Genomic DNA, 16,302 nt, shown 5'->3' on the forward strand with positions numbered 1-16,302 from the left:
TCCATCGCGGCGTCGACGGACTTCTGCCCGGCGATCGCCGCACTGATCTGCTGGCTCACCCGCGTCCCCAGATCCTGGAACTCGGGAATCCCGACGAACTGCACACCGGTGTACGGCACCGGCTGAACGGTGGGCTTGTTTGGGGTCGCGTTGGTGATCGACTGCAACGTCAGAGGACCGTAGGACTTCGAAATCGCCTCGTACTCGGGCAGTTCGGTGTAGGTGGAGGTGCGGCTACCGGGTGGTACCCGCGCCCAGCCCAGCTTCTCGCCGACCAGCTTCATGTAGTCCTTGCTGGTCATCCACGAAATGAATTTCCAGGCCCCGTCGGGATTCTTGGCGGCCTTCGGGATGCCCAGAGCCCAGGTGTAGAGCCAACCCGAGTTGGGCTTCTCGGCGATCGGGGCAGGCAGGTAACCGATCTTGCCGACCAGATCCGGGTATGTCTTCGGGTCCTCGAGGACCGAGACCGCCGACGTCGCGTCGTACCACATCGCCGTCTGTCCCTGACCGAAAAGGTTGGCGCACTCCTGGAAACCGGTTGACGACGCGCCCAACTCACCGGATTCCTTGATCGTGTTGACGTAGAAGTTGACGGCCTTCTTCACCTCGGGGCTGTTCAGTTGCGCGTTCCACTGATCGTCGAACCAGCGGCCGCCGAAGGTGTTGATGACCGTGTCCAGCGGTGCGAGTACCTCACCCCAGCCGGGCTTGCCACGCAGGCAGATTCCCGCGTCCGAGACCTGCTTGGCCTTGATCGTCCTGGCCCAGTCGGCGACTTCTTGCCAGGTGGGCTGGTACTTCGAATCGGGGTTGACCTTGATGCCGGCCTGCTCGAACATGTCCTTGCGGTACATCAGGAATGACGACTCGCCGTAGAACGGCACCGAGTACATGTTGCCCTCGTACGACAGTGACTCCCGCAGCGACGGGATGAAGTCGGCCTCGTCGTAGCCGGGCGTATTCTTCGCGTAGTCCGAAAGGTTAAGCAGCCAGCCGTCTCTCGCCCACTGCGGGGTTTCGAAATTGCTGATCATCGCGACGTCGAACTGACTCCCGCCCATGGCCGTCGACATCGTGATCTTGGCGCGAGCCTGGTTCTCCGACAGCGAGATGAACTTCAGCTTGACGCCGGGGTTCGCCTTTTCGAACTCCGATGACAGCTCCTGGGCATCCGTCATCTGCGAGTTGGACACCAGGGCGATGGTCACCTCGTTCTCCGATGCCCCCAGACTGCCCGCGCCCGCACAGCCGGCGGTGAGGACAAGCCCCGTCGCGGCTGCACACAGTGCCAACCGGTGCAGTGTACTTCGTAACGGTTTCACCTTTACCTCCCTAGTCCTGCGCTAATAGCCAACGGGCGCAGTCGATGTCACAAACCAATAGTCGGGCGAGCTTTCCTCGGAGCGCGCCGAGCGTGGCGTGGTGTTTGGCCGCGCCGCTGGAGATCAGAATCGTCTTCTGGCAGGCCTTGATGTCCTCGAGCGGAACGGATACAGCACGCAGCTGCAGTTCGGTCTCGACCGGTGCGCCGTGACCGTCGAAGAACCGGCCGCCGATCTCGCCCACCGCTCCGAGCTTGATGAGCTCGTCGAGCATCCTGATGTCGAGGAAGCTGCCTTCGAACAGGGTCGTCGAGGTGGAGACGGCGCCGACGCCGAACAACATCACATCGGCACGTCGCCCCGCGTCCAAAGTGCGGGATATCAGTGAATCGCTGCGCATCGACGCCACGGTGGACGGATCCGCGTACAGCGGCGCGGGCAGGCGGATGGTGTTCGCCCGCAACACATCTGCGCAACGGCCGAGGATGAACTCGGTGCCCGTCTGATACGCGGCACTCGACATGGCACCGTCCAGCTGAACCACCTCGCGGCAACTCGCGACGCCGGGTGCCATCGCGGTGGCGACGGCGACCTGCTCAGGCCCCCAGGTGAAGCCGAGGACGTCGTTGGGTGTCAGGCGGCGCATCAAGAGCGCGGCCGCCGCACGCCCGACGCTGGCAAACGCTGCCGGTCGTCCCGGTGCCCCGACATCGATGCCGTGACCGGCGACCACCGCTTCGGTCAAACCGAAGCGCTGCTCGAGTTCGCGCTCCTCATCGGCGTGCAGATCGTCGCGCATGTCCGGCGGGACGACGACGTCGATGCGGACGAGCCCGTTGGCCTTGGCCCGCGCGATCAGCCGGCCGGCGGTTGGCCGGGACACCCCGAGTCGAACCGCGATCTCGGCCTGGGTGAGGCCGTCGAGGTAGTAGAGCGTCGCGGCGCGCAGGGCAAGCCGCAGGTCTTCGGGGCTAGCGCCACGGTCCTTGGTCGAGCCGTCGATCGTTCCGGCGACCTCGCCGTTTGACGTCGATGCGACCACGGACCTCAGCCTTGCCTTTCCGGACGCCCGATGAGCATATGCTCAGGGGTGCGAGTAGATGTTCATCACGCTAGCATGGTGACTGTGACGTACACAACACTTTCGCCCGAAGCCCGGATGCGGGTCGCCGTGCTCGTCGAACCAGGTCGAATCGAGATGCAGGAGCGTCCCGTGCCGACACCAGCACCGGGTGATGTGTTGATTCGGGTGTCGTCTGTCGGGGTCTGTGGATCCGACACGCACTATTACCGCCACGGCCGGATCGGCAGCTTCGTCGTCGAGGCCCCTTTGGTGCTCGGCCACGAAGCGGCGGGGACGATTGTCGGCGTCGGTGAATCAGTCGACCCCTCGCGCATCGGTCAGCGCGTGTCGATCGAACCCCAGCGGCCCGACCCAGAGACTGCGGAGACCCGCCGCGGCGACTACAACCTGTGCCCGCACATGCGCTTTTTCGGCACTCCGCCGATCGACGGGGCCCTGTGCGATTACGTGACGATCGGCGCGGAGTTCGCCCACCCGGTACCTGACACCGTTTCCGATGACGCCGCCGCGCTGTGCGAACCGTTGTCGGTCGGCATCGCCGCGCTTCGCAAGGCAGGCGTCGGGGAAGGGGCGAAGGTGCTCGTGGCCGGTGCCGGACCCATCGGCGTCGTGGTGGTCCAGCTCGCACGCGCCTATGGCGCATCCGAAATCGCGGTGTCCGATCTCGACGAATCGCGCCGTCACCAGGCACGGCTCAGCGGCGCAACCGTCACGCTCGATCCCGCGGCGGACGAACTGGGCCGCGGTTTCGATGCGTTCATCGATGCGTCCGGCGCGCACGCCGCCGTGACCGCGGGCATCAACGCGCTGCGGCCCGCCGGAACAGCCGTGCTGGTCGGCTCGGGAGCCGAGTCGATGCAGTTGCCGACGCAGTTGATCCAGAACCGCGAGCTGACACTGACCGGCGTGTTCCGCTATGCCAACACCTGGCCGGAGGCGATCGCGCTCGTCGATTCCGGCCGGGTCGATTTGGACTCCATGGTCACCCGACGGTTCCCACTCGAGAGGACCGCAGAAGCGCTGGACTCCGACCGCACGCCGGGTAGCGTCAAGACGGTGGTGGCCGTGTCATGAAGCTGAGCAGTTCGACTCTGGCGCAGATACCGATCAGCAAGCCGTCCTACGATCGCGATGAAATCGGAATCGGGATAGTGCATTTCGGGGTCGGCGGCTTCCACCGTGCGCACCAGGCAATGTACGTCGACCGGTTGCTGGAGAAGGGCAGCGCGCAAGAGTGGGGCATCTGCGGGGTCGGCGTCCTGCCGGCCGATCGCAAGATGGCCGACGTCCTCGACGAGCAGGGCGGCCTGTACACGCTGTTGTTGGAGAACCCCGACGGCAGCCGCGACGCGCGCGTGATCGGATCTATCGTCGACTACCGCTATGCCCCCGACGACCCCGAGGCCGTGATCGAGTTGCTGGCCGCGCCTACCACGCGCATCGTCTCGCTCACGATCACCGAGGGCGGTTACAACGTCGAGCACATCGACCCGGACGACGTCAGCGTGTTCGGCCTTGTGGTCGAGGCCCTGACGCGACGCCGTGAGCGCGGGTTGCCGTCGCCGACCATCGTCTCGTGCGACAACATCGAGGGAAACGGCGAGGTCGCTCGCGAGGCGTTCACGGCCTTCGCGGACCGAGTCCATCCCGGCCTCGCAGAATGGATCGCCGCCAACACCCGGTTCCCGAACTCGATGGTGGACCGCATCACGCCCGCCACCACCGCCGACGTGATCGAGACCCTGAAGGAGGAGTTCGGCGTCGAGGACCAGTGGCCGGTGGTGGCCGAGCCATTCACCTCATGGGTCCTCGAAGACGACTTCTCCGACGGCAGACCGCCGTTCGAGGACGTCGACGTGCTGCTGGTCGACGACGTGACGCCCTACGAGCTGATGAAGCTGCGGCTGCTCAACGCCAGCCACCAAAGCCTCTGTTATTTCGCCTATCTCAGCGGCTACCGGCTCGTGCACGATGCCGCCGGCGACCCGCTGTTCGCCGAATTCCTGATGCGCTACATGGACACCGAAGCGACACCGACGCTGCTGCCGGTTCCCGGCATCGACCTGCCCGACTACAAACAGACACTGATCGAACGTTTCGCCAACCCCGGGGTGCGCGACACCATCGTGCGGCTCTGCTTCGGCTCGTCGGACCGCATCCCGAAATGGCTGCTTCCGGTGATCCGTGCAAACCTCGAGTCCGACGGGCCCGTTCGGCTTTCGGCGGCGACGGTGGCCAGTTGGGCGCGCTACGCCGAGGGCGAAGACGAGAACGGCGAACCAATCGACGTCCAGGATCAGTTGGCGGACACCCTCGTTCCGCTGGCCCGCTCACAGCGGGACAATCCGACCGCATTCATCGAGAACACCGAAGTGTTCGGAGATCTCGCCTCGTCTGACCGGTTCGTCGAGGCGTATGTATGGGCGTTGAAATCGCTGCACCGCGACGGGGCAAGGGCGACGCTTGAGGCCCTGATGCGAAAGGATTCGCAATGACGTCCACCCGAAGACGAACGCGAGTGAGGATCGCAGCGAGGTACGAGCGAGGACCGGGACGAGCGGGAGTCGAGCTATGACAGAGCAGCAGCGCGCGCTTGTCATTGGGGAAGCCCTGATCGACATCGTCGAGCGCGACGGCAAGATCCTCGGCGAGCACGTCGGCGGAAGCCCGCTCAACGTGGCGGTCGGGCTTGCGCGGCTCGGCCGAGACGTCGAGTTCCTCACCCATATCGGCGACGACGAACGTGGTAGGCGCATCACCGAATACGTCAGGAGCTCTGGCGCAAAACTGGTTTCGGGAAGCGTGACGGCCGATCGCACCCCCACCGCGTTGGCGACGTTGGACGAGAGCGGAAAAGCGCAGTACGTCTTCGACATCGACTGGCAGCTGACAGGCACGCCAGAGGTGGCACCGCCGTTGGTGGCGCACACCGGCTCCATTGCAACGGTGCTTGAACCCGGTTGCCGTGCAGCCGCGGCGCTGCTCGACGCCTACCACCTGTCAGCCACGATCAGTTTCGACCCGAACGTGCGACCGGCGCTGATCGACGATGACGAGCAGGCGCGCAGCCGCATCGACCGGCTTGTCGAGAAGTGCGATGTCGTCAAGGCGAGCGACGAGGATATGCAGTGGATCGACCCCGACCGCACGCCCGAACAGGTGGCGACGACATGGCAGAGTCTGGGTCCGGCGATCGTCGCCGTGACGATGGGTGAAAGCGGCGCGTTCGCGGTGTGCGAGGCCGGCGTCGTCCGGGTGCAGGCGAGACCGGTCGACGTGGTGGACACGGTTGGCGCAGGCGACGCCTTCATGACGGGGTTGATCGATGCGTTGTGGACGGTCGGCCTCCTGGGCGCCGACCAGCGCGCCGAGCTGCGCCGCATCAGCGTCGACACGCTGAGCGGAGTGCTCGAGACCGCCGCGCTGTCGTCGGCGCTGACGGTCGCACGCGCCGGCGCGGACCTGCCGGACCGGGCGACAAGGGACGCCGCGGCCGCGGGAACTTCGCCGCTGCAGGCATAGCGCGGGCGGCCACGTACGCCATACTGGGGTTATGCGTTCGATCTGGAAGGGCTCGATCTCCTTCGGACTGGTGAACGTCCCGGTCAAGGTGTACAGCGCGACCGAAGACCACGACATCAAGTTTCACCAGGTCCATGCGAAGGACAACGGGCGCATCCGCTACAAGCGGGTGTGTGAGGTGTGCGGCGAGGTCGTCGAGTACCGCGACATAGCCAAAGCCTACGAATCCGACGACGGAAACACGGTGGTGATCACCGACGAGGATCTCTCCACCCTGCCCGAGGAACGCAGCCGCGAGATCGAGGTCGTCGAGTTCGTCCCCGCCAGCGACATCGATCCGTTGATGTACAACAGCAGCTACTACCTGGAGCCCGACGGCAAGTCGTCGAAGTCCTATGTGCTGCTGGCCAAGACGCTGGCGGAGACCGACCGGGTGGCCATCGTGCACTTCGCGCTGCGCAACAAGACCCGGCTTGCGGCGCTGCGCGTCAAGGATTTCAGTAAGCGCGACGTCATGGTCATCCACACGCTGCTGTGGCCCGACGAGATCCGCGACCCCGACTTCCCGGTGCTGGACAAGGAAGTCGATATCAAGCCCGCCGAGCTGAAGATGGCCGGCCAGGTGGTGGAGTCGATGACCGACGACTTTCATCCCGAGCGGTTCGAGGACACCTATCAAGAACAGCTCAAGGAGCTTGTGGAGGCGAAACTCGAAGGCGGAGAAGCGTTTACCGCCGAGGAGGCCGAGCCCAAGGAGCTCGACGAGACCGAAGACGTCTCGGATCTGCTGGCCAAACTCGAGGCGAGCGTGAAGGCGCGGCGAAGCGGCAACGGCGCATCCGGTGACGGTCAAGCCAAGAAGGCGCCGGCCAAGAAGGCGGCAGCCAAGAAGGCGCCCGCGAAAAAGGCCGCCAAGGCAGCCAAGAAAGCACCCGCCAAAAAGGCGGCCAAGAAGTCCGCAGCCAAGAAGTAGCGATCAGCGGCGTCAGCAGCCGAGGTGATTGATGCTGTTGACCACGATGTTGTAGGCCGCGGACGTCGAGATGCCCATGTCCTTGCTGACCTTGATGGTGTTGTCCGACGCGGGGATGCCGCTGCGTGCCGAGGCGCAGGCCTGATGTCCCGCGGACAGCAGCTGTGACTCGCTCATAAACGCGTACGTCGGCTGCACGCTCTGCAGGTAGGACGTGGTGTCGGCAGCCGCAGGCGCAGCGAGGCCGGTCGTCGCGGCCGCGACCGCGAAGAAGGCGCCAAGCGCGGGGACCATCCTGGTCCACCTCGTAGCGGATGCGGAAGTGGCTTGCTGCGACACGCGAATTGCTCCTATCCAATGGGCGAACGGTACGGATTCCGTCGTATTTGATGGACGTTAACACTAATTCCGCATTGAATTCGCTCTCACCTGCGGTTTTCCGCAGCATTGTGACCGAAATAACTTTGCTACCCGGAGTGATTCGTGTCTCACACTTAAACGGTCTTCGACTTCTGCGCGATGGTCGCGGCCAGCGGGTCGCAGCCCTGCTGCAGAACTCGCGACGCGCATGCTGGGATCAACTAGAACGTGTTTCAGAATGCGGCATGCCGTTCCCGCGGCCTTGTTACGGTGTCGCCCGGCGCACGAAGAAAGGCAGACGTGATACTCGACAGATTCCGATTGGACGACCAAGTCGCGGTGGTGACCGGAGCCGGCCGCGGGCTGGGCGCCGCAATGGCCCTGGCATTCGCCGAAGCCGGTGCGGACGTGCTCATCGCGTCGCGCACGCGGTCGCAGCTCGAAGAGGTCGCCGAGCAGATCAAGGGCGTCGGGCGGCGTGCCCACATCGTCACCGCAGACCTTGCTCATCCCGAGGACACCGCCGAGCTCGCCGACGCCGCCATCGAGGCGTTCGGCAAACTAGACATCGTCGTGAACAACGTCGGCGGCACGATGCCGAACACTCTGCTGACCACGTCCACCAAGGACCTGAAGGACGCGTTCACCTTCAATGTCGCGACCGCGCACGCACTGACCACCGCGGCGGTCCCGCTGATGCTGGAGCACTCCGGCGGCGGCAGCATCATCAACATCACGTCGACAATGGGCCGGCTGTCAGCACGGGGGTTCGCGGCATACGGCACCGCGAAGGCCGCGCTGGCGCACTACACGCGGCTGAGCGCGCTGGACCTGTGCCCGAGGATCAGGGTCAACGCGATCGCACCCGGCTCGATCCTGACCTCCGCGCTCGACGTCGTCGCCTCCAACGACGAGCTGCGCGAGCCGATGGAGAAGGCGACACCGATGCGGCGCCTCGGCGACCCGCAAGACATCGCCGCAGCCGCCGTGTACCTCGCCTCACCGGCGGGCAGCTTCCTGACCGGCAAGACACTCGAGGTCGACGGCGGCCTCACCTTCCCCAACCTCGACCTGCCCATCCCCGATCTGTGAGGACACATAGATGACCATTCGCGTCGCGCTGATCGGCACCGGCAACGTCGGCAAGCCCGCGCTCGTCCACCTCATCAACGACTCCAGGTTTGAGCTGACAGGCGTCTGGGTCTCATCGGAGGCCAAGGCGGGCAAGGACGCCGCAGAGCTTGGCGGGCTTGACGGAACGACGGGCATCACGGCGACCAACGACCTCGACGCCGTCCTCGCCACCGATCCCGAGTGCGCGGTCTACACCGCACTGGCCGACAATCGGCTGCCCGATGCGCTCGACGACTACCGCCGCATCCTCTCGGCAGGCGTCAACGTCGTCGGCAGCTCCGCGGTGTTTCTGCAGTATCCGTGGCAGGTCATTCCCGACGAGCTGCTGAAGCCGATCGAGGACGCCGCGCAGGCAGGCAAGTCCAGCGTGTTCATCAACGGCATCGACCCCGGCTTCGCCAACGACCTTCTGCCCCTTGCGCTTGCGGGCACATGCCAGAGCATCGACGAGATCCGGTGCATGGAAATCATCAACTACGACACCTATGACAGCGCGGACGTCATGTTCGGCGTGATGGGCTTCGGCAAGCCGCTCGACGAGATTCCGATGTTGCTGCAGCCCGGCGTGCTCAGCCTCGCGTGGGGTTCGGTGGTGCGCCAACTCGCGGCCGGCCTCGGCATCTCGCTCGACGAGGTGAGCGAGACCTACGTTCGCGAACCAGCGCCTGAGGACTTCGACATCGCGTCGGGGCATATCGAAAAGGGCAGCGCCGCGGCGCTGCGTTTCGAGGTTCGCGGCATGGTCGACGGCAAGGCCGCCGTCGTCCTCGAGCATGTCACCAGGCTGCGCAACGACCTGTGCCCGGACTGGCCGCAGCCGGCTCAGGAGGGCGGGTCGTATCGCATCGAGATCACCGGCGAACCGACATACGCACTCGACCTCTGCCTTAGCAGCCCGAACGGCGATCACAACCACGCGGGCCTCGTCGCAACGGCCGCCAGAGTCGTCAACGCCATCCCCGCCGTCGTGGCCGCTGCGCCCGGTATCACAACGACGCTCGACTTGCCTCTGATAACTGGGAAAGGGCTGTACGCTGGCCATAAGTCGGGCTGATCAATCTAAGGACTGCCTATGCGGACGCCCCTGCGCTATGTGACTCCGGTTCTTGCAGCGGCCTGCGCCGCAGCGGCTGTCATCGCCGCGCCCGTCGCAGCGGCCGATCCCGATTCGACCCTGCCCCAATGCACAAGCGTTGGCGGCGACGAAACCGTTGGCACCGCGACGACGGAATGCGCGACGCCGGGCAATGTCCAAATCAATGCCACTGCTCCTGACGTACCCGCGTACGCCTACCCGTGGGACGACGAGTTCTACGGACCCGCGCTGATCATGGGCGGCGGAGCTTGGGGCAACCACGGCATGGGCGGCGGCGGCCACCGCTAAGCCACATCTGTTTCTTGGCCCATCGAGGAGGCCAATCATGCGAACGAAATCTTATTATCTTCCAACACTTTTGGCGGCAATGGGTGCCTGCGCGGCCATCGCCGTCGCACCTGTCGCCGCTGCCGCGCCCGAATGCACGAACACCGGCCCGAATACGACACAGTGTGAGAGCAACGGCAACGCCCAGATCGTGACCTCTCCCCCGGCCAACAACAACTACGGCTACTGGGGCTTCCCGATCATCGGATTCGGCGGCTGGGGTCTGGGATGGTGACCCCGGTCTAGCGACCGCCCAACTGTTTCGGCTACCCTAACTTTTCTATTCGCCAGTCCGGATAGGAGGCGGGGTTGAGTTGCTGCGCGACACCGAGACACGGATGCGCCCGAGCTGGGTTCTGCTCGGCCCGGCATTCGTGGCGGCCATCGCCTACGTCGACCCCGGCAATGTCGCCGCCAACATCAGCGCAGGCGCGCAGTTCGGCTTCCTTCTCGTGTGGGTCATCTTCCTGGCCAACGCCATGGCCGGACTCGTGCAGTATCTATCGGCAAAACTGGGCCTGGTCAGCGGGCGCACCCTGCCCGAAGCCGTCGCCGACCACAGCCGCACACCGACCCGGATCGGCTACTGGCTGCAGGCCGAGCTGGTCGCCATGGCAACCGATCTCGCCGAGGTCGTCGGCGGCGCCATCGCGCTGTACCTTCTGTTCGACCTGCCGCTGCTGGTCGGCGGCATCATCACCGGCGCGGTGTCGCTGCTATTGCTGGCCGTGCAGAACCGTCGCGGCCAACGGACGTTCGAACGGGTGATCAGCGGCCTGCTGCTGATCATCGCGATCGGATTCCTGACCAGCGTCTTCGTCCAGCCGCCGCCGCTCGGCGCCGCCGCCAAGGGACTGGTGCCGCGCTTCCACGGAGCCGAGAGCGTGCTGCTGGCCACCGCGATGCTGGGCGCGACGGTGATGCCGCACGCCGTTTATCTGCACTCCGGCCTGGCCCGAGACCGGCACGGCCACCCCGAACCGGGTCCCCAGCGCAAATGGCTGCTGCGGGTGACCCGTATCGACGTCGGTCTAGCGATGCTGGTGGCCGGAGCGGTCAACCTGTCGATGGTGCTCATCGCCGCCACCAACCTGCAGGGCCGGGACAACACCGACTCCATCGAAGGAGCGCATACGGCCGTGCGCGACACGCTCGGCCCGACCGTCGCGCTGTTCTTCGCCGTCGGACTTCTCGCCTCGGGTCTTGCCTCGACGTCGGTGGGCGCATACGCCGGCGCGATGATCATGCAGGGCCTTCTGCGTCGCTCCTACCCGCTTCTGGTGCGTCGGCTGGTCACCCTGGTCCCCGCGCTGGCGATCCTGGCCATCGGCATCGACCCGAGCCGCGCGCTGGTCATCTCGCAGGTGGTGCTGTCATTTGGGATACCGTTCGCGCTGGTTCCGCTGGTGCGGCTGACCAGCAGTCGCGCGGTGATGGGCGATGACATCAACCACCGGGTCACCACCGCGCTCGGCTGGACGGTCGCCGGAATGATCATCGTGCTCAACGTCGTCCTGATCTATCTGACGGTCCGCGGCTGATCTCGCGAACGTTAGGCTGGTGGGAATGGTCCACAGCTACTTCGCGTACGGGTCGAACCTGTGCGTGAACCAGATGTCGCGGCGTTGCCCCAACGCCGCCGCTCCCCGTCCTGCGACGCTGGCCGACCACGACTGGCTGATCAACGAGCGGGGCGTCGCCACCGTCGAGCCGTTCGACGGTTCGCAGGTGCACGGCGTGGTGTGGCAACTCGACGACCACGACCTCGCCACACTCGACAGCGCCGAAGGTGTGCCGGTGCGGTACCGCCGCGACCGGCTCACAGTGCACACCGATGAAGGGCCCGCCGAAGCGTGGGTGTACATCGATCATCGCGTCGATCCCGGACCGCCGCGGCCGGGCTACCTGGAGCGCATCATCGACGGGGCGCATCAACACGGGCTGCCGCACCGCTGGATCGAGTTCCTCCGCCGCTGGGATCCGTCGCAGTGGCCGGTACCCAAGGACAGCTCCAAAGCCGGCGCGCCACAATCTCTTTCGGAGCTGCTCGCCGACCCAGCGGTGCTCGAGGAAAGCACACTCCGGTCCCGGGTCGGCTTCATGGCCATCCACGGCGGCGGCCTGGAGCAGATGACCGACGTCATCGCCGAGCGGGCCGCGGACGCCGCGGGCGCATCGGTGTACCTGCTGCGCCATCCGGAGAACTATCCACACCACCTTCCGTCGGCGCGCTACCTAGCACAGGAGTCCGAGCGGCTCGCGGAGTTCGTCGGCCATGTCGACGTCGCGATCTCGCTGCACGGCTACGGCCGGTTGGGTCGCAGTACCCAGCTGCTCGCGGGTGGGCGCAACCGCGCACTTGCCGCACATCTGGCCCGGCATATCTCGGTGCCCGGCTACCACGTCGTCACCGATCTCGATGCGATCCCCCGCGAACTGCGCGGCATGCATCCCGACAATCCGGTCAACTGCGTCCGCGGCGGCGGCGCCCAGCTGGAACTCACACCGCGGCTGCGGGGCATAAGCCCACGAAGCGCGCCCGCCGACGCCGAGGGATTGTCCCCGCCGACGTCCGCCCTGATCCAGGGTCTGGTGGCGGCAGCTCACAGCTGGAAATCAGCTTCGAAATAGCGCCATCCGGCACGCGGGCCGCTCCGAATACCCAGTTGTGGAACAAAATGAGCCAAGCGGGCGCTCCATCGCCGTCATCGGTAGCGGGGTCGCAGGGCTGACGGCGGCATATCTGCTGTCGGGCCGCGACCGGGTCACGTTGAGCCAGGCTGACTGCCGTCGTCTATTGGAACTGAACGACGACAAGATCGTCGACGCCGGTGCCTACCACGGGTGGGGATTCCACGAGGACGGCGCGGCGTCCGAGTTACGAGCGGCCAAACGCCTTGGCGCGACGTGGCCGAGCAGTGATCGGCGAGGGGAGGTTGTGCCGTGCTGACACCTGCCCTCTACCGCACCCGCATCACGCATCTGCGCCGCGCACCGGTGCACCACTACTTCGAACACCGGAGCTACAGCTGGTATGTCGACGTCGACCGGCTGCCGGACTTGCCGCGATGGCTCCGGCCGTTCGCCCGGTTCGAGGCCAGCGATCACCTCGACGGCGCACCCGAAGACACACTGCGGCAACGAGTCGACAACTTCCTCGCCGACCACGGCATCGACCTGCGCGGCGGTACCGTCACCGCGCTTCTGCAGGCGCGGGTCCTCGGCTATGCGTTCAATCCGCTGAGCCTGTTCTGGTGTCATGACGCGGACGGAGTGCTGCGCCACGTGATCGCGGAGGTGCACAACACCTACGGCGGCAGGCACGCCTATCTGCTGCCCCCGGACGCCGGCGTGCCCGCGATGGTGATGAAGAAGCTTTACGTTTCGCCGTTCAACGCGGTGGATGGTTACTACCTGGTGCGGGCACCGCGGCCGGATGCCGAACTCAACGTGACCATTTCGCTGCACAGGGAGAATCAGCCCGCATTCGTCGCGACGATGCGGGGCGCAAGGCGGCCCGCCAATGTTCGTCAGGTACTTCGACTTCAGTTGACGGCGCCGGTCGCACCACTGATGGGTTCGTTGGGCAGTCGCGTGCAGGGCATCACCCTACGGCTGCGTCGCGTTCCAATCGAACCGCGGCCCGATGCCGCTGAGAAGGCTGACGAGCGCGAGAAGGAAAGGGTCGAACAGCTGTGAGCGTCGACCTCGGCCGGCTTGCTGTCCCCAGGCGAACGCGTAGCCATTCAGGCCATCACGATGTCGTTGCCGGGCCCACGCCACGGTATTGCTGCCGGGTTTCGTTGCGGGCGTGGCTCTTTGCGGAGTCGACGTGTTCTTCGAGGCGGTCGGAGATCACCAGTTGCATCAGTTCAAGGCCGATCCCGCTAACCGGGGAACGATAATGGACCGCGGCCTGTGGGCACGGACACACCGCCCGAACCTTTTCGGTGACGTGTGCGCGTGGCGGGGGCTGTGGCTGGCTTCCATCGGGGGCAGGATTTCACTGCTGACACCGCGATTCCGTGAATACTGTTCTCGTACTTCATTTTTCATTCCTAAACCGCCCAGATTGCGAATATCGTGACGATCACGGCGGGGGTAGCTAGGCTACCGCTCGTGACCACCGACCTTTCTGCGTTGCTGCACCAGGTGGCCCAGCGGGATGTCGACGCGTTTGCCGCCTTCTATGACCTGACCCGAGCAAGGGTGTTCGGCCTGGTTAGCCGCGTGCTGCGCGATCCCGGCTACAGCGAGGAGACGACTCAGGACGTTTACCTGCAGGTATGGCGCTCCGCGGGCAACTACGACTCCAATGCGGGCTCGCCGCTGGCCTGGCTGCTCACGGTTGCGCACCGGCGCGCCGTGGACCGGGTGCGATCCGAGCAGGCGGCCGGCCAGCGCGAGTCCCGATACGGGGCGGCCAACGTCGAGGTACCCGCCGACTACGTCGCCGATGCGGTCGTGCTGCGCGACGAACGCCAGCAGGTCACCGACTGCCTCGGCTCGCTGACCGACGTGCAGCGGGAGTGCATCCAGCTGGCCTACTACGACGGGCTGACCTACGTCCAGGTCTCGGAGCACCTGACGGCCAATCTCGCGACCATCAAGTCGCGGATGCGCGACGCCATCCGCGGACTGCGCAAGTGTCTGGGGCTCGCATGACTGATCCGATGACTCCCGATCTGATCGCGTTGGCGACGCCGTACGCGCTGCATGCGATGACCGATTCCGAACGCGCCGAAGTCGAACGCCAACTCGCCGACGCCCCGCCCGAGGTGGCGGAGGCGTTCTCCGCAGAGGTGCGCGCCGTGCACGAGACGATGGCTTTCGTCTCGGCCGCGACGGCGGTCGAGCCACCCGCCACGATGCGCGACCGGCTGCTCGCGACCGTCGCCGAAGACCCGGTGCGCCAGTTGTCGACCAAACGCACGAATCGTTGGCGCACAACTGTTTTGGCAGCGGCCGCGGTGCTCGCCGTCGGGCTCGCCGCCCTCGGTGTCGGGTATGCGATGCGGCCGGCTCCAGCGACGTCGACCGCCGAGCAGATCTTCGCCGCGCCCGATGTGCGGACGGTGTCGGGAGACATACCCGGCGGCGGAAGGGCCACCCTGGTGTTCTCCCACGAGAAGGACGCGGCCGTGCTGGTGATGAACAACGTTCCACCGCCGAAGTCCGGCACCGTCTACCAGATGTGGCTCGTCGGCGACAAGGGTCCGCAGTCGGCTGGGACGATGGACGCCAAGGCTGTCGCGCCGTCGACCACCGCCGTGCTGCCGGATCTCGGCGACTCGCAGGCGCTGGCTTTCACCGTCGAGCCCGGCGGCGGATCGGCGACGCCGACCAGCCCCGCGTTCGCCGAACTGCCCCTGGTCTGACGGTCACTCCAGCGTTGCGGCCGCCGCCTCGGCGAGCACGTCGTCGATGTCGTGGCTGCGCTGCCAGGTCCGCCGCTGGCGCATCGCGCCGTTGCCGACCTCCGCGACACGGGCAAGCTCGCCGCGCACCATGTCGTAGTCGCCGACCGTCTCGAGCGCGGGCCGGACGTGATCGATCAGCCGGTTCAGCAGTTCCAGCGCAGGCACAGCGGCATGGCTTTCGGTCAGGTCGACCGCGTTACCGTCGAGCCCTTCGCGCGCCGACTTCCAATACGCGGCCCGAAGAGCGTGCGGTGCCAACGGGGCCAGGCTCTCGCCGCGCTGCTCCGCCTCCAGCGCCGTCATCACGGCGCCCCTGACCAACGCCGCGAGCAGGACAGTCTCAGCAACGGTTGCGGGAACATCGGCGACGCGCACCTCGACCGTCGGGAAGTTCGCCGACGGACGGACATCCCAATAGACCATGCCGTCGTCCAGCATCGCGCCCGTCTCCTGCAGCATGTGCACGACGGCGTCGTACTCGGCTGCGGACTCGAACTCCGGCGGCGGGCCCGCACTGGGCCAGCGCTGCCAGAGGATGCCTCGCCAGCTGGCGTATCCGGTGTCGGTGTTGCGGTACACCGCTGAATTCGCGGTCAGCGCCAGCAGCAGCGGCAGCCACGGCCGCAACCGATTACCCACGCGGATCGCGGCTTCGCGGTCAGGGACGGCGACGTGCACATGGCAGCCGGAGATGCCCTGCTCGTGGGCGATCATCCCGAACCGCTCGGCGATCTTGCGGTAGCGCGGCTTGTCGGTGATCGGGAACTGGTGCGGGACCGTCGGTGGCAGAGCGACGGCGAGCAGTCGTGCGCCGTCGGCCTCGGCCGCCTCTGCGGCGATGCGGCGCAGCCGAGTCAGCTCGTCGCGAAGTTTGTCGCTGGTGTCAGCCACGTCGGTCGCGGTCTCCACCTGGCAGCTGGTCAGCTCGAGCTGGAGGTCGACGCCGCGCGCCTTGGCGCGGTCGGCGACGGTCGCGTTGCGGGCGACCGGTTCGCCGTTGTCGGGGTCGACGAGCAGGAACTCTTCCTCGACGCCGAAGGTGGGGTGGCTGGCCATGACTG

At 66.1% G+C, this 16,302-nt stretch carries 17 protein-coding genes and 2 pseudogenes; 15 read left to right on the plus strand and 4 right to left on the minus strand.

What is annotated here, in order from left to right; translation table 11 throughout:
* Both QOJ24_RS06985 and QOJ24_RS06990 read right to left on the minus strand, forming a co-directional pair.
* The coding region (locus QOJ24_RS06985; RefSeq protein ID WP_526260311.1) for an ABC transporter substrate-binding protein at nt 1-1,304 on the minus strand (1,304 nt) is incomplete at its 3' end.
* Nucleotides 1,305-1,335: 31 nt separating this feature from the next.
* Nucleotides 1,336-2,328 carry a sugar-binding transcriptional regulator gene (locus tag QOJ24_RS06990; RefSeq protein ID WP_526260312.1) on the minus strand — a complete coding sequence of 331 codons (993 nt, stop codon included), beginning with the start codon at nt 2,326-2,328 and terminating at the stop codon, nt 1,336-1,338.
* 156 nt (nt 2,329-2,484) lie between these two features.
* On the opposite strand from QOJ24_RS06990, the gene QOJ24_RS06995 reads away from it, so the two are divergent.
* From QOJ24_RS06995 to ku, 4 genes are all read left to right on the plus strand, one after another.
* Nucleotides 2,485-3,483, plus strand: a complete 999-nt coding sequence (locus QOJ24_RS06995) for an NAD(P)-dependent alcohol dehydrogenase (RefSeq protein ID WP_526260313.1) — start codon at nt 2,485-2,487, stop codon at nt 3,481-3,483.
* Nucleotides 3,480-4,904, plus strand: a complete 1,425-nt coding sequence (locus QOJ24_RS07000) for a mannitol dehydrogenase family protein (RefSeq protein ID WP_526260260.1) — start codon at nt 3,480-3,482, stop codon at nt 4,902-4,904. Before QOJ24_RS06995 ends, QOJ24_RS07000 begins: the two co-directional genes overlap by 4 nt.
* A 76-nt stretch (nt 4,905-4,980) precedes the next feature.
* The gene (locus tag QOJ24_RS07005; protein WP_526260261.1) at nt 4,981-5,931 is read left to right on the plus strand and encodes a carbohydrate kinase family protein; all 951 of its coding nucleotides are present in this window, start codon (nt 4,981-4,983) and stop codon (nt 5,929-5,931) included.
* A 31-nt stretch (nt 5,932-5,962) separates the two neighbouring features.
* Entirely contained in the window at nt 5,963-6,904 is a 942-nt protein-coding gene (gene ku / locus QOJ24_RS07010; protein ID WP_526260262.1) for a non-homologous end joining protein Ku, read from the plus strand.
* A gap of 12 nt (nt 6,905-6,916) precedes the next feature.
* On the opposite strand, the gene QOJ24_RS07015 is transcribed toward ku, so the two are convergent.
* Nucleotides 6,917-7,198: a DUF732 domain-containing protein gene (locus QOJ24_RS07015; protein WP_526260263.1), complete on the minus strand. Its 282-nt coding sequence runs from the start codon at nt 7,196-7,198 to the stop codon at nt 6,917-6,919.
* A gap of 366 nt (nt 7,199-7,564) precedes the next feature.
* Here QOJ24_RS07015 and QOJ24_RS07020 point away from each other — a divergent pair, with 366 nt between their 5' ends.
* The 11 genes and pseudogenes from QOJ24_RS07020 (at nt 7,565) to QOJ24_RS07070 (ending at nt 15,199) form a co-directional block, all read left to right on the plus strand.
* Nucleotides 7,565-8,356, plus strand: coding sequence for an SDR family oxidoreductase (locus tag QOJ24_RS07020; RefSeq protein WP_526260264.1), 792 nt, complete (start codon nt 7,565-7,567; stop codon nt 8,354-8,356).
* A gap of 10 nt (nt 8,357-8,366) precedes the next feature.
* Nucleotides 8,367-9,452, plus strand: a complete 1,086-nt coding sequence (locus QOJ24_RS07025; protein ID WP_526260265.1) for an NAD(P)H-dependent amine dehydrogenase family protein — start codon at nt 8,367-8,369, stop codon at nt 9,450-9,452.
* Between the two features lie 18 nt (nt 9,453-9,470).
* Nucleotides 9,471-9,782, plus strand: coding sequence for a hypothetical protein (locus tag QOJ24_RS07030; protein ID WP_526260266.1), 312 nt, complete (start codon nt 9,471-9,473; stop codon nt 9,780-9,782).
* Between the two features lie 37 nt (nt 9,783-9,819).
* Nucleotides 9,820-10,056 carry a hypothetical protein gene (locus QOJ24_RS07035; protein WP_526260267.1) on the plus strand — a complete coding sequence of 79 codons (237 nt, stop codon included), beginning with the start codon at nt 9,820-9,822 and terminating at the stop codon, nt 10,054-10,056.
* A 103-nt stretch (nt 10,057-10,159) separates the two neighbouring features.
* Nucleotides 10,160-11,362 carry an Nramp family divalent metal transporter gene (locus tag QOJ24_RS07040; RefSeq protein WP_526260268.1) on the plus strand — a complete coding sequence of 401 codons (1,203 nt, stop codon included), beginning with the start codon at nt 10,160-10,162 and terminating at the stop codon, nt 11,360-11,362.
* A 25-nt stretch (nt 11,363-11,387) separates the two neighbouring features.
* Complete coding sequence (locus tag QOJ24_RS07045) at nt 11,388-12,452, plus strand: poly-gamma-glutamate hydrolase family protein (protein ID WP_526260269.1); 1,065 nt, start codon at nt 11,388-11,390, stop codon at nt 12,450-12,452.
* Nucleotides 12,453-12,594: 142 nt separating this feature from the next.
* Nucleotides 12,595-12,771: pseudogene (locus tag QOJ24_RS07050) on the plus strand (amine oxidase); the annotation flags it as partial.
* Nucleotides 12,765-13,520, plus strand: coding sequence for a DUF1365 domain-containing protein (locus QOJ24_RS07055; protein WP_526260270.1), 756 nt, complete (start codon nt 12,765-12,767; stop codon nt 13,518-13,520). The pseudogene QOJ24_RS07050 and the gene QOJ24_RS07055, both read left to right, overlap by 7 nt.
* A gap of 65 nt (nt 13,521-13,585) precedes the next feature.
* Nucleotides 13,586-13,908, plus strand: a pseudogene (locus QOJ24_RS07060) (DUF1295 domain-containing protein); the annotation flags it as partial.
* The gene (locus QOJ24_RS07065) at nt 13,905-14,486 is read left to right on the plus strand and encodes an RNA polymerase sigma factor (protein WP_526260271.1); all 582 of its coding nucleotides are present in this window, start codon (nt 13,905-13,907) and stop codon (nt 14,484-14,486) included. The pseudogene QOJ24_RS07060 and the gene QOJ24_RS07065, both read left to right, overlap by 4 nt.
* A complete protein-coding gene (locus QOJ24_RS07070; RefSeq protein WP_526260272.1) occupies nt 14,483-15,199 on the plus strand; it encodes an anti-sigma factor in 717 nt (238 codons plus the stop codon). Before QOJ24_RS07065 ends, QOJ24_RS07070 begins: the two co-directional genes overlap by 4 nt.
* 3 nt (nt 15,200-15,202) lie before the next feature.
* Here the strand turns inward: QOJ24_RS07070 and QOJ24_RS07075 are convergent, their stop codons facing one another.
* Nucleotides 15,203-16,297: a carboxylate-amine ligase gene (locus QOJ24_RS07075; protein ID WP_526260273.1), complete on the minus strand. Its 1,095-nt coding sequence runs from the start codon at nt 16,295-16,297 to the stop codon at nt 15,203-15,205.
* Nucleotides 16,298-16,302: the final 5 nt, after the last annotated feature.

It is taken from the genome of Mycobacterium sp., assembly GCF_032159775.1.
Lineage (GTDB): Bacteria > Actinomycetota > Actinomycetes > Mycobacteriales > Mycobacteriaceae > Mycobacterium.

Coding starts and splice junctions, on each gene's coding strand:
- QOJ24_RS06995 (WP_526260313.1), top strand. CDS start 2,485: ATGCGGGTCGCCGTGCTCGTCGAACCAGGTCGAATCGAGATGCAGGAG.
- QOJ24_RS07000 (WP_526260260.1), top strand. CDS start 3,480: ATGAAGCTGAGCAGTTCGACTCTGGCGCAGATACCGATCAGCAAGCCG.
- QOJ24_RS07005 (WP_526260261.1), top strand. CDS start 4,981: ATGACAGAGCAGCAGCGCGCGCTTGTCATTGGGGAAGCCCTGATCGAC.
- ku (WP_526260262.1), top strand. CDS start 5,963: ATGCGTTCGATCTGGAAGGGCTCGATCTCCTTCGGACTGGTGAACGTC.
- QOJ24_RS07015 (WP_526260263.1), bottom strand. CDS start 7,198: ATGGTCCCCGCGCTTGGCGCCTTCTTCGCGGTCGCGGCCGCGACGACC.
- QOJ24_RS07025 (WP_526260265.1), top strand. CDS start 8,367: ATGACCATTCGCGTCGCGCTGATCGGCACCGGCAACGTCGGCAAGCCC.
- QOJ24_RS07030 (WP_526260266.1), top strand. CDS start 9,471: ATGCGGACGCCCCTGCGCTATGTGACTCCGGTTCTTGCAGCGGCCTGC.
- QOJ24_RS07035 (WP_526260267.1), top strand. CDS start 9,820: ATGCGAACGAAATCTTATTATCTTCCAACACTTTTGGCGGCAATGGGT.
- QOJ24_RS07040 (WP_526260268.1), top strand. CDS start 10,160: ATGCGCCCGAGCTGGGTTCTGCTCGGCCCGGCATTCGTGGCGGCCATC.
- QOJ24_RS07045 (WP_526260269.1), top strand. CDS start 11,388: ATGGTCCACAGCTACTTCGCGTACGGGTCGAACCTGTGCGTGAACCAG.
- QOJ24_RS07070 (WP_526260272.1), top strand. CDS start 14,483: ATGACTGATCCGATGACTCCCGATCTGATCGCGTTGGCGACGCCGTAC.
- QOJ24_RS07075 (WP_526260273.1), bottom strand. CDS start 16,297: ATGGCCAGCCACCCCACCTTCGGCGTCGAGGAAGAGTTCCTGCTCGTC.